Genomic DNA, 13,973 nt, shown 5'->3' on the forward strand with positions numbered 1-13,973 from the left:
AGGAGTTAATGAAATGAAGATTGGTGTAATCGGTGCAATGGCACAAGAAGTTGCCGTTTTAAAAGAACAGTTAGAAAAATTAGGCACTTGGAAAAAATCAGGTGCAACATTTTATAGTGGTGAAATCAATGGTCATGAGGTAATTGTTGTACAATCAGGCATTGGGAAAGTTTTGGCATCCATTACAACGAGCCTGCTTATTCAGCAATATGATGTGGATTTAGTCATTAATACAGGATCTGCCGGTGGTATTGGTCAAGGCTTAGCAGTAGGTGATATCGTGATTGCTGATCAATTGGCTTACCATGACGTCGACGCAACGGTCTTTGGTTATCAATATGGACAAGTTCCAGGTGGCATGCCACTTTACTACGAAGCTGATCCAGTCTATGCAAAAATAATGGCACAAGCAGCAAAAGAGACCGACCAAGTGGTTAAATCAGGTTTAATTGTAACAGGTGATAGTTTTATTGCTGATCCCGTGCGTTTAAAAGAAATTTTAACAAACTTCCCAGAGGCACTTGCTTGTGAGATGGAAGGGGCGGCCATTGCCCAAACCGCTTATCAGTTTGACGTCCCTTGTTTAGTCGTTCGCGCGATGAGTGACACGGCTGACCATGAAGCAACGGTTAGTTTCGATGAATTTATTGAATTAGCTGGCAAACGTTCAGCCGAAATGGTTCTACGCTTTATCAACTTATGTGAATAGGAGTGGACGAAATGAAAGCTTTGTTATCAATTGATTACACCTATGATTTTGTAGCAACCGATGGCGCATTAACAACAGGAGCACCCGGACAGGCGATTGAATCGGCGTTAGTTGGGGTGACAAAGGGATTTATCGACGCAGGAAATTTTGTCGTTTTTGCGATTGACCGTCATGAAAAAAACGATACTTTTCATCCAGAAAATAAACTGTTCCCACCTCATAATTTAGCAGGAACAAAAGGTCGTGAGTTGTATGGCGCCTTAGCCAATGTCTATCAGGAGCATCAAGAACAGCCAGAAGTTTATTGGATCGATAAGCGTCACTATTCTGCGTTTAGTGGCACGGATTTGGATATTCGCTTACGTGAGCGTCAAATTACCGATCTTTATTTGACGGGTGTTTGTACCGATATTTGTGTCCTCCATACGGCAATCGATGCGTATAACTTAGGCTATCGTATTTTTATTGTTGAAGATGCTGTTCAAAGTTTTGATCCTGTGGGACACGCTTGGGCATTGAAGCATATGCAAGCAACGTTGGGTGGCACACTTATTTCATTTAACAAAGGAGAATAATCAAATGGAGAAAAATGTATGGCACGGCATTGAACCAAACCGCTTTAAACGCTACCGTCATTGGAAGACGCCTAAAGGTTATCTTTGTGGTACTTATGCAGCCAGTGTTTTAATTGCTTACTATCAAGACTATTTTGATGAAACAATGATTCCAACGTTTATTCGACGTAAAGATACAACAGATGTTCAAAGACTGGCATCCGTTTTACAGATTTTTATTCAGTACCATGGTTTACCAACAATTTCTTGGCAAGTTGCCCATGGTTTGTCGCGTTTCTTTCGTTTTTATAACTATCCAATCAGCGGTCGAGCAACATATGTAGGTGGCTGGCAACGAGCAATTAAGCGAATTGATGAAGGGAAACCAGTGATTGTCGGTGTGAATCGATTTCTTGGAAGCACGTACGGCAATCATTGGGTGGTGGCCTATGCTTACTTAGAAGATGATGAGGGAAACCGCTTTTTTAAAGTCCACGATAACTGGGGGAATTATGAAACGAAGATTCCAGTCACTTGGGTAAACGGAACAGTCTCTTTACCTTGAAATTAAGGGCGATTTAATGCTAAAATAAGGACGATGTGTACGAATAAACAACAGACAAGCGGAGGGAATTATGAGTAATACATACCATGATGAAACGGTCAAAATTTTTAGTTTAAATGGTAATCTACCATTAGCGGAAAAAATTGCGAGTGCTTTTGGCAAAAAGTTAGGTAAATCGGTCGTAAAAACCTTTGCTGATGGTGAAATATCCATTAACATCGAGGAAAGTGTTCGTGGGATTCACACGTATATTATTCAAGCGACAAATGCACCAGTAAACAACTCTTATATGGAGTTATTAATTATGATTGATGCGATGAAACGTGCAAGTGCAAAAACAATTAACGTTGTTTTACCTTACTATGCTTACTCACGTCAAGACCGTACAGCGAGACCTCATGAGCCAATTAGTGCAAAATTAATTGCCAACATGCTCGTTGAAGCGGGAGCAACAAGAGTATTAACACTTGATTTACATACAGTTCAAGTACAAGGATTCTTTGATATTCCAGTGGATAACTTGTTTACAATGCCGTTATTTGCGCATTATTACAAAGAAAAAGGACTTCAAGGCGATGACTGTGTTGTTGTTTCTCCTAAAAACAGTGGCGTACAACGCACGCGTAGTTTAGCAGAATATTTAAATTCAACATTAGCAATCGTTGATCAAGATGAGTCTTTAGAAGAAGGCTATGTAATTGGTGAGGTAGCTGGTAAAACATGTATCTTAGTGGATGACATGTTAAATACAGGGAAAACGTTCGCAACTGCTGCACGTTTATTGATGGAAGCAGGAGCGAAAGAAGTATATGCCTGTGCTTCTCATGCCCTATTATCACCACCAGCTAAAGAAGTTTTAGAAGCAGCTCAAATCGTTGATATTTGTGTAACGGATTCATGTTTAACAGATGAGGATCGTCAACCAAGTAACTTGACGTATATTTCTTGTTCTTCATTAATGGGAGAAGCAATGAAACGTATCCACGAAAACACGCCAATGAGCCCACTCTTTCATTTAGAAGAGAAAAGTTATTTGTAAAAATTATTTATAAAAAATCGTGACACTATTTTTTCAAGTGGCGCGGTTTTTTTATTCTATTCGTAGGAGGCAAAAGAAATGTCCTATTTTGATCACGCAGCAACAACACCAATTAACCCAGTCGTTCTAGAGGCGATGGTCTCAACAATGGAAGATGTTTACGGCAACCCTTCCAGCATTCATCAGTTCGGCCGTAAAGCGCATGAAAAACTAGAAGAAGCACGCCAATTGATTGCATCAACACTTCAAGTGCGAGCAAATGAAATTGTTTTTACTAGTGGTGGTACAGAAGGCGATAATATGGCCATTATCGGAACGGCTAAAGCAAGACAAAGCGAAGGAAAGCATATCATTACAACCAATGTTGAGCACCCAGCAGTCCTTGCTTCGATGGCTTATTTAGAAAACGAAGGATTTGAAGTCACATACTTGCCGGTGGATTCGAATGGACAAATTAGTGTCGCACAAGTAGAAGCGGCACTACGAACGGATACGATCTTAGTCTCGATCATGTATGCCAATAATGAAACAGGTGTATTATTTCCAATCGCTGAAATTGGTACGCTATTAGCAACTCATTCAGCCACCTTTCATACGGATGCGGTTCAAGTCTTTGGGAAAATAACACTGGAACCTAAAGCGTTAGGCATTGATTTACTTAGTATTTCAGCTCATAAAATCAATGGACCAAAAGGTGTCGGCTTTTTGTATCAACGTGGAGGTGTTAAACTATCCCCATTATTACATGGCGGTGAGCAAGAAGAAAAACGCCGTGCAGGTACGGAAAACTTAGCTGGAATTGTCGGCTTATCCGTTGCTATACAACAATTGTCAGAGGAACAACAACGAATGAATTGGGAAAGATACCAAGGATTTAATCAATTACTATTCGAACGATTAAAAGATGCTGGAGTTGTGTTCGAAGTTAATGGTGGAAAAGCTGAAAGAATCCCACATATTATCAACTTACAGCTAAAAGGTATTGCTAGTAATTTATTGCTAATGCACTTGGATTTACAAGGCATGGCCATTTCAACAGGTTCAGCTTGTAGTGCAGGAAATGTTGAACCGTCACATGTTTTAGAAGCGATGCATGGAAAAGACAATCCAAGTATCCATCAATCGGTTCGGATTAGTTTTGGTTTAGGCAATACTCAAACAGAAGTTGAAAACTTGGCAGAGCAGTTAGTGGCGTTGACGCATCGATTGAAAAAATAAGGGGTGCTGTGGATGGAAGAGGTAAATTGGTTAGAAGTTGGTTTAAACAGTTCGAGTGATTTGAAAGTAATCATGAAAGGGTCTGTAGAATCAAACAAGACGAGCGATAAAATAGGTGTTGTTTCTTTGATTTATGTATCTTCAGACGTTGATAAAATTAAAGACGTTTACAAGGAAGTCACAGAAAGCGATCCGAATGGTTACTACATGGTCTATGGTATCGATTTAGATGAGCGGCTTGATTTACTCGCGCATTACCCTTCGATTGCGATTGAACGCTCGGATTTAGATTAAGTTTTTAGTCGAAAGAGACTAGTATTCAGTATCATAAACTCTTATAATTAAAGTAAGAAATTAGATGAGGTGAAGAAATGGCATTTGAAAAACAAGCAACAATTTTAGGTTCGGATGTATATTATCGAATTGCACCAGAAGCAAAACGTTACACATTACGTGACAATGGATTTATCGAAACAAACGGTAAAAACTTCCAATTGATTCGTTCACTCGAAGCGACTCCTCAAAGTAAGGAAGGCTTCAAATTAAAAATTACGGTTGATAATGATATCAAGACATTAAAAATGTCTATCACAACAGCGAACGGTTTAAAAGCAGTTAATTTATTTAAAGGAACACAACACGAAATGTTACAAGAGAAATTTTATTTCTTAATGGACGGCTTTATCAGCCGAGGCTTATTTGAAAAAGTAGAATAAACAATTGAAAACTTGAGACAGTTAGAAGCGATTCTGTGTTTCAAGTTTTTTTGTATATAAGGAGTTTACGATGGTTTATAAAATTGGTATTTGCGATGACCAAGCGATTGATCGAGAATACATTCAAACATTGGTACGAGAATGGGCAAAACAAGAGCTTCAGGATATTCACATTGAGAAGTATTCATCTGGAGAAGCATTGTTGTTTGCTTATGAGACTACGTATTTCGATTTATTATTATTAGACATTGAAATGAAACAAATTGATGGTGTGACATTGGCTAAAAGAATTAGACAACAAAATGAGACCGTTCCCATTGTTTTTATTTCTGGTTATAGCGATTATTTAGCTCAAGGATACGACGTTGCGGCTTTGCATTATTTATTAAAGCCTGTCAAAGTAGAAAAATTATATGAAGTGTTAAACCGTGGAATTTTACAGCTACGAGAGGAAGAAAAAATAATTGTGATTGAAAGTGGGTGTGTAACACACTCTATTCCTTTAAAACAATTACGTTACATTGAAGTTCAAGGTAATTATGCAACGTTAAATGGAGAAAAAAAGTTTCGAATTAAGAGGACGCTAAAAGAAATTGAACAATCATTAGATGAAACTTTTTTTAAAATCCATCGCTCATATGTTGTCCAATTACTTTGGATTCAAAAGGCAACACGAAAAGAAGTTATTTTAAAAGATGGTACGGTATTACCATTGGCACGTGGAAAATATGATGAATTGAATCAGCAAATGATTCGATTGCTGTAAGGAGAAAAAATGATTTTTAAAAACAGAGCTAAACAGCAACTTGAAATTTACCAAGCAGAGTTATTAGAGACGCATTATGCAGAAGTTGAAAATATGTATCAACAAATGCGTGGTTGGCGACACGATTATCGAAATCATATTCAGGGGATGAAAGCTTATGTTGCTATGGGAGATTTAACCAGATTGGACCGTTACTTGACTGAATTAGATGAGAATTTATCAAAGGTCGAACTGACTCTTAAAACAGGAAATAAAATGGCAGATGCTATTTTAAACAGTAAAATTTCTTTAGCAAAATCAAAAAATATTCAAGTAATAGCCGATGCTAATATCCCTTTTACGCTATCGATTTCTGAAATTGATTTTTGTGTACTCTTGGGCAATTTATTTGATAATGCAATTGAAGCGAGTCTTGCTTTGGAAGAAAATGAACGTTTGATTCGGCTATACATGGAGTTAAAAGGAACACAACTTTATCTTTCTTTTACGAATTTTACAGCGTTGAAAAAACAATCAAAATGGCGAGGACGTTTTAAAACAACTAAGGGAGAGAATCGTGGATTAGGTTTGGTACAAATAGAACAAGTCGTCAAAAAGTTGGAAGGATATATTCATTCGAATAGTGAGGATGGCGCGTTTACAACAGAAATCCTTTTACCTCAAGAAGTGAACCATTCAGCCCCTTAAATGCGCAAGTTATCCCTGAAAGCACATTTAAAGGGTCTTTTTTGTTAATTTGTATATGAGGTGAAGGAGAGATGATGGAAAAAAATATGAAAAAATCTCATTACACAATGAGAGAAAATAGTTTGTACATGTTTCAATTGGCATGGAAATATCAAAGAGCAGTCATTTTTATCATGGTAGGTATGGCCTGTCTAACAGTAGCGATTCGTTTGTTGGAATTATTAATAACTCCTATATTATTGCAACAAATTGAAGTACGAGGTTCATTACTGAATGTAATTAATTGGTTATTATTTTTTGTAGTCAGCTTAATTGTCTGTAAAGGATTGTTGGCATATTTAACAGCGAATACGACATTAGGGCGCTTAGGATTACGTCTACAATTAATTGCCCAAGAGTCGAAAAAAATACAACAGACATCTTATCCAAATATTGAAGACTCACGATTTTTAGAAAAGTATGCGACTGCGATGCGTTCGACAATGTCTAATGGATCAGCAACTGAAGCAATTTGGGAGACGTTCTCAAAAATTATTCAAAGTATTTTGGGATTTGTGATTTATCTTTTACTATTAAGTAATTTGAATCTATTTTTAGCGCTGATTGTCATTATCACAAGTTCTCTCAGTTACTTATTTCATCAAAAAATGAATCGCAAAGCACAGGAATATCGTGAAAGCGAAGAGGAAATAAATAAAGAGTTATATTATATTCAACAAAGAGGCGAAGATTTAGCTTTTGCAAAAGATATACGCTTATTCAGTATGGCGGCATGGTTGAAAGAAATGTATCAAAAAGCTCTGTTAAACTATCAAGAGCTTGTAAGTAAAAAAGAAAAACATTATTCACAAGCAAATTTATTAGATGTGGGGTTGAATCTCTTAAGGAATAGTATCTCCTATAGTTACTTAGTCTACTTAAGTATCCTGAATGAGTGGCTTGTTTCAGAATTTTTACTCTATTTCATGGCAATTAGCGGATTTAGTCAATGGATACAAATGATACTAACAGGATTTTCAAAATTACATCAAGAGAGTCTAGATATCTCTCATTTAAGAAATTTTCTTGAATATGATGAGCCCTTTTTATTCGAAGATGGTAGAGAGATAGTGCCCGATAATCATCAAGAGTATGAGATTTGCCTGAACGATGTTTCTTTTACTTATCCAGGAGCAAAAACTCCAACTTTTGAAGGCTTAAATCTATGCTTTCGTTCGGGGGAGAGTGTAGCAATTGTTGGATTAAATGGAGCAGGAAAGACGACCTTGGTAAAATTAATTTGTGGTTTTCTTGATCCAACAAGTGGTGAGGTACGATTAAATGGCATCAATATTAAAGAGTTTAATCGTCGCGATTACTATCGCCATTTTAGTGCTGTTTTTCAAAACTTCTCGATTTTAGAAACAACAATCTTAGAAAATATAACACAGGATATAAATAAAATAAACGCATCAAAAGTAACAGAGTGTATCAAAAAAGCCGGATTAGAGGAAGTGATTGCTAAGCTTCCTCAAGGAATTGAAACACATTTAGGAAAACTAGTTTATGAAGATGGAATTGAATTGTCTGGTGGGCAATTGCAACGACTAATGTTGGCTAGAGCACTTTATAAAGATTCCCCGATGTTAATTCTAGATGAACCGACAGCAGCCCTTGATCCAATTGCTGAAAATGACATTTATCAAAAATACCATGAATTAATTGAGAATCGGTTATCTATTTTTATCTCTCATCGTTTAGCTTCAACACGTTTTTGTCATCGAATTATTTATTTAGAACAAGGAAAAGTAATCGAAGAAGGAAATCATGAAGAATTATTAATAGCGAATGGTCAATATAAGGCATTGTTTGATGTACAACGAAAATACTACCAAGAGGAGGTTGAGTTTGATGGATACAACACAATCTAAAATCTCTCTTAAAAAAAGTTGGCAATTACATCAGCGAGGAATGAAGCTTTGGTATCAAAGAGAACCGAAGTTGATTATCTACCTATTCTTGGAATCACTACTTATCGTTGCAATGCCTTACGTATTAATTTATTTTAGTGCAAAAATATTAAATGAATTGGGAAATCAAAGACGAGTCGAAGAATTAGTAAAATGGATTGTATGGACATTAGTCGTTGAGAGCGTCCTGGGCATCTTAAAAGAAGTCGTCCGTTACCAAAAAATGAAATATCAGGGGATGAGTTCTTTATTGAATTCAGAATTTTATGTTGATAAAATGTTAACGATGGATTATCAAAAATTTGCAACAAGTCATATTCATGATTTACGAACTCAGATCAAAGAAAGTGAGAATTGGACGGGTGTTGGTTTATTAAGGGTTTTAAAAATTACTGAGGAGATATTCCAATCAATCTTGGGGATATTAGGTGGCGTGTTATTAACTTTTAGCTTATTCACTTCAGTGGTTACTACGACTTCCGATGAGCTCATTTGGTTAAATCACCCATTATTAGTGGCTATTTTATTTATCTTATCTATTCTTGGAACGATGTTGCCTCCTTTTTTTATGAATAAGAGTGGCGAATATTGGATTCGGCTAGCATCAGAAAGTAGGGATGGTAATCGCTTTGGTATGTTTTTTAGTTACTATATGAATCAGAGTGATAGAGGACTTGATGTTCGAATGTATGAGCAAGATAAAATAACGGAACAATACATACTCGAACATAATGTTTACCAAGATCGTAACTCCTTATTTGCTCAATACTCTCGAGGAGGTATTGGTATCTTTCGAAGTTTGGCCGCGATAAGTTCTGTTATTTTTAGTGGTTTTGTGTATTTATATGTTTGTTTGAAGGCTTGGGGCGGTGCTTTTGGAGTAGGTTCTGTGACACAATATATCGGAGCAATCTTATCACTAGCAAATCATGTTTCAAAATTTGTTGAGGCTATCGGAAGCACGCAAACAAATGCTGAATTTTTACAAGTAAACTTTGAATTATTAGATCAACCAAATGAATTATATCAAGGAACTCTCACAACGGAAAAGCGCTCTGATCGAAATTACTCAATTGAATTTTGTAACGTCTCTTTTAAGTATCCTGATTCGGATACGTTTGTTTTAAAAAATATTTCCTTGAAATTTGAAATTGGAAAAAGAATTGCTATTGTTGGTGAAAACGGCTCTGGAAAAACAACATTTATTAAACTATTGTGCCGATTATACGATCCAACAGAAGGGGAAATCCGATTAAATGGGATTGATATTCGGAAATATAATTATACTGATTATCTGAATCTTTTTTCTGTAGTATTTCAAGACTTCAAGTTACTATCGTTGACGATTGGTGAAAATGTAGCAGCGAATCGCGAATATGAAGAAGAAAAAGTAAAGCTTGCATTGGATGAGTCAGGTTTTTCAGAGCGATTAGATCACAGTCCAGAGGGGCTTAAAAGTTATTTATATAAAGATTTTAATCCCGCTGGTATCGAGATTTCAGGTGGCGAAGCTCAAAAAATTGCGATTGCTAGAGCGTTGTATAAAGATGCCCCATTTATGATTTTAGACGAGCCAACTGCCTCACTTGATCCTATTGCAGAAGAAGAGATTTATCAAAAATTCAATCAAATTGTATCCGACAAGACGGCTGTTTATATTTCTCATCGCTTATCCAGTTGTCGTTTCTGTGATGAAATTTTAGTTTTTGACAAAGGCGAAATTATCCAGCGAGGGCATCATAATGAACTGGTCAATCAGTCAAAAGAAAAATATTCAGAACTTTGGACAGCGCAAGCTCAATATTATCAATAAATAATTTTTTATAAAAAAATACGATTCTCGTGAAATTTTCATGATTCTCTTGTATAATGGCAAGTACTGAAAAAGTTGCGACCTTCAAATCGTAGAATTCAGAATTTATAATGAAATGATGGTGATTTTCATGACAGACAACAGTAAAATTCGTGTAGTTGTCGGCATGAGTGGCGGGGTGGACTCGTCAGTAACAGCGCTTTTGTTGAAAGAACAAGGCTATGATGTAATTGGTATTTTTATGAAAAATTGGGATGATACCGATGAAAATGGTGTCTGTACCGCAACAGAGGATTACAAAGATGTAGCGAAAGTTGCCGCTCAAATTGGGATACCGTACTATTCGGTCAATTTTGAAAAAGAGTATTGGGATCGTGTATTCGAATATTTCTTAGCAGAATATCGTCTAGGCCGCACACCGAATCCGGATGTGATGTGTAACAAAGAAATTAAATTCAAAGCCTTTTTAGACTATGCAATGGATTTAGGTGCCGACTATGTAGCAACCGGTCACTATGCGCAAGCAGTTCGTGATGAAAATGGTGTCGTGCAAATGTTACGCGGTGTCGATAATAATAAAGATCAAACGTACTTTTTAAGTCAATTGTCACAAGAACAATTACAAAAAACCATGTTCCCATTAGGTGGCATGGATAAATCAGAAGTTCGCCGAATTGCTGAAGAAGCGAATTTAGCAACGGCTAAGAAAAAAGATTCAACGGGTGTTTGTTTTATTGGGGAAAAGAATTTTAAAGAATTCTTAGGAAACTATTTACCAGCCAAACGTGGCAACATGGTCACACTTGATGGTGAAGTCAAAGGACAACACGATGGCTTAATGTATTATACAATCGGACAACGCCAAGGCTTAGGCATCGGTGGTGGTGGTTCAACGCAAGAACCATGGTTCGTTGTCGGTAAAGACCTAGAAAGCAACACACTCTATGTCGGGCAAGGTTTCAATCATCCAATGCTTTTTGCGGATAAATTGACGGCGAGTGAAATTCACTTTACGACGAATGAAGAAAAACCAAAAGAATTCCGTTGTACAGCGAAATTCCGTTACCGTCAACAAGATGTACCAGTAACGGTTCGTTTATTAGAAAATAATCAAGCAGAAGTGATTTTTGATACGCCAGCCAGAGCGGTCACACCAGGACAAGCCGTTGTTTTTTATGATGGCATGATTTGTTTAGGTGGCGGATTAATTGATCAAGCTTTCCAAGCAGAAGAAGTCTTAGCATACGTTTAATCGTTAGCAAAAATAGCTGAACACTCGAACAATCGGTAAGAATCGATTGTTCGAGTGTTTTTTTGTTTAACCCTTTTCTTCACAAGCAAATTAATTGAATCAAAACAAAAAAATGATTAAGATGACGTTAATTAAGAAAAAGCGTGAGGTGAAGAAGGATGTATCAAGTTCTAACGATGTATGGAGAAAATGAACCTTGGTGGTTTTTTGATGACTGGCAAGAATCCGTTCGTGAAATCCAGCAATTTAGTACTTTTGAGGACGCGCAAGCTGCCTATCGAAAACAATGGGAGACGCTACGCGCAAAATATGAACATGTTCATATTAAACCGAATTTCTTAACCGCTTTTTGGAATGATGGCGAGGAATACTGGTGTGAAGATTGTGTCGAAGGATTGCAATTATTTTTAGGTTTAGCTTTATTAAAAGATAACAAAGCTTTGACTGTAGAAGTGGACCGCGCCTTTTATGAAGGCATTAGTGAAAAAGAAAAAGAGAAAGTTTGTGTTCGTAAACAAGCTTAATTGAAAATGATTTTGACGAATAGAAACTGTTGCTTATAATAGAATAAGTAACAGTTTTTCATTTGGATAAAAACTGCCTCAATAAAGGAGAATATATGAGTAAAAAATTAGTTTTAACAGAGAAACCGAGTGTCGCAAAAGATTTTGCCAAAGTACTAGGTGCGACCCCACGTGGAAAAGATTACTTTGAAAGTGATCGTTATATTATTACTTGGGCATACGGGCATTTGCTCTCACTGAAATTACCGGAAGACATTCAAAAAGAATGGAAAACGTGGAATTTAGAAACCTTACCAATGATTCCGAAACATATTGGTTTAAAACCTTTACCGAAAACGAGTCGTCAGTTAAAACTGATTGGTGATTTAGCGAAACGTCAAGATGTTTCAGGTATCGTAATTGCAACGGATAGCGGACGTGAAGGGGAAGCTGTTGGACGTTTTGTTTTTGAATGGATTAAAACCAATAAACCAATGGAACGACTGTGGATTTCCTCGCAAACCAAACAAGCGGTTCAACAAGGATTCCGTCAATTAAAGCCTGCTAAGCAATTTGAAAACTTGTATCAGTCAGCAGTTGCTCGTGGAAAAGCCGACTGGTTAATTGGTTTAAACGTGACACGTGCGCTAACGGTTAAATACCAAGATAGTCTATCTGCCGGTCGTGTACAAACACCGACGTTGAGTTTAGTCAATCAAGCACAAGAAAAATCAGAGAAGTTTATTCCGACAACTTATTTTTCAATCGATGTGCTATACCAAACGTTAAAAGGTCGGTTACAGTTGAAAAATCCACAACAATTTACGGAACGCAAACAAGCAGAAAGCCTTGTGAAAGAATTAAGTGGGACATTAGGTAAAATCGTTAATGTCGAATCAAAAGAAAAAAGCCTGAGTCAGCCGTTACCTTATGATTTAACGGAATTGCAACGAGTAGCCAATCAGTTGTATCAATTTTCAGCTAAAAAAACACTGTCACTCGTTCAAAGTCTATACGAAAGTCATAAAGCGGTCAGCTATCCGCGAACGGATTCAAAATACTTACCGAAAGATGTCGCGAATACAATGAAGGATCGCTTACAAGCAATTGCTGGTTTTGATCCTCGTGCGAAAGAATACATTAAAAATGGCGGCCAAGTTCGCTTGACGAGTGTTTTTAATGATCAAAAAGTGACTGATCATTACGCGTTAATCCCAACAGAAGAAAGCCCACGTGTCGAAAGAATGACAAGTGATGAAGTTAAAATTTATCGTTTAATTGTGGAGCGCTTCTTAGGTTTGTTTGCTGAAAAGCATGTCACGCAAAATGTCAAAGCGACCGTTGATTTTTCAGGTCATCTGTTTGTCTTTAGACAAGAGCAAGTGTTGCAAGCTGGTTGGAAAGCCAGCGAAGGCAAAGCGGTAGAATTAATTGATTGGCAAAAAATCACCACCATTAAAGGCAATTTCCAAGTCAATCAAGAATTAACGAGTGCACCAAAACTCGCAACAGAAGGTAGCCTACTGCAACAAATGGAGAAACATTCATTAGGAACACCGGCGACTCGTGCTGAAATTATTGAGAAGTTAATCAAGTCAGAATTGATGGAACGCCGTGGTAACGCTTTGGCTGTGACACCAAAAGGCAAGCAATTATTAAGTCTCGTCAATCCCTCACTTGTTAGTCCAGATTTAACCGAGAAATGGGAAAAAGACTTAGAAGCGATTGCCCAAGGAAAGAAAACAGCACAAGCCTTCTTAAAAGAAATTGAACAAGACACGAAACGTTTAGTTGCCGAAATCAAAGACTCGAAACAAGAGTATAAAGATTTTTCATTAACGACCAAAATTTGTCCAGAGTGCGGCGAAGCACTACGAGAACGCAATACGAAAGATGGAAAAATCTATGTGTGTAGCAGTGCAGACTGTAGTTACCGTCGCCGTAAAGATCCAAAAGTTTCGAATCGTCGTTGTTCTCAATGCCATAAAAAAATGGAGATTATTGATGGTAAGAACGGCTCATTCTTCAAATGTAAATATTGTGGTATTAGCGAAAAAATGCTAGACAACAAAGAACGTAAGAAAAAAATGACGAAACATGAAGAGCGACGCCTCGTGAAAAAATACAGCCAAGAAGAAGAAGCACAAGAAAGCCCATTAGCAGCAGCATTGAAAGCCGCGATGGAAAAAAATTAAATGAATC

General features: G+C 37.1%; 14 protein-coding genes. All 14 read left to right on the plus strand.

From position 1 onward, the window contains the following. Nucleotides 1-13 precede the first annotated feature (13 nt). The 14 genes from IEV09_RS09610 to IEV09_RS09675 all read left to right on the plus strand — a co-directional run bounded on the left by IEV09_RS09610 (nucleotide 14) and on the right by IEV09_RS09675 (nucleotide 13,966). Nucleotides 14-709 (plus strand): 5'-methylthioadenosine/adenosylhomocysteine nucleosidase, encoded by a 696-nt coding sequence (locus tag IEV09_RS09610; protein ID WP_188368084.1) that lies wholly within the window; start codon nucleotides 14-16, stop codon nucleotides 707-709. A gap of 11 nt (nucleotides 710-720) precedes the next feature. Further along, a complete protein-coding gene (locus IEV09_RS09615; RefSeq protein ID WP_188368085.1) occupies nucleotides 721-1,284 on the plus strand; it encodes a cysteine hydrolase family protein in 564 nt (187 codons plus the stop codon). Between the two features lie 4 nt (nucleotides 1,285-1,288). Continuing rightward, the gene (locus IEV09_RS09620; RefSeq protein ID WP_188368086.1) at nucleotides 1,289-1,828 is read left to right on the plus strand and encodes a C39 family peptidase; all 540 of its coding nucleotides are present in this window, start codon (nucleotides 1,289-1,291) and stop codon (nucleotides 1,826-1,828) included. A 70-nt stretch (nucleotides 1,829-1,898) separates the two neighbouring features. Next, nucleotides 1,899-2,867 carry a ribose-phosphate diphosphokinase gene (locus tag IEV09_RS09625; RefSeq protein WP_188368087.1) on the plus strand — a complete coding sequence of 323 codons (969 nt, stop codon included), beginning with the start codon at nucleotides 1,899-1,901 and terminating at the stop codon, nucleotides 2,865-2,867. Nucleotides 2,868-2,945: 78 nt separating this feature from the next. Further along, the gene (locus IEV09_RS09630) at nucleotides 2,946-4,085 is read left to right on the plus strand and encodes a cysteine desulfurase family protein (protein WP_188368088.1); all 1,140 of its coding nucleotides are present in this window, start codon (nucleotides 2,946-2,948) and stop codon (nucleotides 4,083-4,085) included. 12 nt (nucleotides 4,086-4,097) lie between these two features. After that, nucleotides 4,098-4,379 carry a hypothetical protein gene (locus IEV09_RS09635; RefSeq protein WP_188368089.1) on the plus strand — a complete coding sequence of 94 codons (282 nt, stop codon included), beginning with the start codon at nucleotides 4,098-4,100 and terminating at the stop codon, nucleotides 4,377-4,379. A 77-nt stretch (nucleotides 4,380-4,456) separates the two neighbouring features. Continuing rightward, on the plus strand, nucleotides 4,457-4,801 hold the full coding sequence (locus IEV09_RS09640; protein WP_188368090.1) for a DUF1831 domain-containing protein: 345 nt from the start codon (nucleotides 4,457-4,459) through the stop codon (nucleotides 4,799-4,801). A gap of 70 nt (nucleotides 4,802-4,871) precedes the next feature. Then, nucleotides 4,872-5,567: a LytR/AlgR family response regulator transcription factor gene (locus tag IEV09_RS09645; protein WP_188368091.1), complete on the plus strand. Its 696-nt coding sequence runs from the start codon at nucleotides 4,872-4,874 to the stop codon at nucleotides 5,565-5,567. Nucleotides 5,568-5,576: 9 nt separating this feature from the next. After that, nucleotides 5,577-6,254 (plus strand): sensor histidine kinase, encoded by a 678-nt coding sequence (locus IEV09_RS09650; RefSeq protein WP_188368092.1) that lies wholly within the window; start codon nucleotides 5,577-5,579, stop codon nucleotides 6,252-6,254. A 74-nt stretch (nucleotides 6,255-6,328) separates the two neighbouring features. Next, the gene (locus IEV09_RS09655; RefSeq protein ID WP_188368093.1) at nucleotides 6,329-8,164 is read left to right on the plus strand and encodes an ABC transporter ATP-binding protein; all 1,836 of its coding nucleotides are present in this window, start codon (nucleotides 6,329-6,331) and stop codon (nucleotides 8,162-8,164) included. Beyond that, complete coding sequence (locus tag IEV09_RS09660; protein ID WP_188368094.1) at nucleotides 8,145-10,016, plus strand: ABC transporter ATP-binding protein; 1,872 nt, start codon at nucleotides 8,145-8,147, stop codon at nucleotides 10,014-10,016. Before IEV09_RS09655 ends, IEV09_RS09660 begins: the two co-directional genes overlap by 20 nt. 130 nt (nucleotides 10,017-10,146) lie before the next feature. Then, nucleotides 10,147-11,268, plus strand: coding sequence for a tRNA 2-thiouridine(34) synthase MnmA (gene mnmA / locus IEV09_RS09665; RefSeq protein WP_188368095.1), 1,122 nt, complete (start codon nucleotides 10,147-10,149; stop codon nucleotides 11,266-11,268). Between the two features lie 158 nt (nucleotides 11,269-11,426). Beyond that, complete coding sequence (locus IEV09_RS09670; RefSeq protein WP_188368096.1) at nucleotides 11,427-11,792, plus strand: DUF1033 family protein; 366 nt, start codon at nucleotides 11,427-11,429, stop codon at nucleotides 11,790-11,792. 95 nt (nucleotides 11,793-11,887) lie between these two features. Continuing rightward, nucleotides 11,888-13,966: a DNA topoisomerase 3 gene (locus IEV09_RS09675; protein ID WP_188368097.1), complete on the plus strand. Its 2,079-nt coding sequence runs from the start codon at nucleotides 11,888-11,890 to the stop codon at nucleotides 13,964-13,966. The last annotated feature ends 7 nt before the right edge of the window (nucleotides 13,967-13,973 follow it).

It is taken from the genome of Enterococcus alcedinis (assembly GCF_014635985.1).
GTDB classification, from domain to species: domain Bacteria; phylum Bacillota; class Bacilli; order Lactobacillales; family Enterococcaceae; genus Enterococcus_I; species Enterococcus_I alcedinis.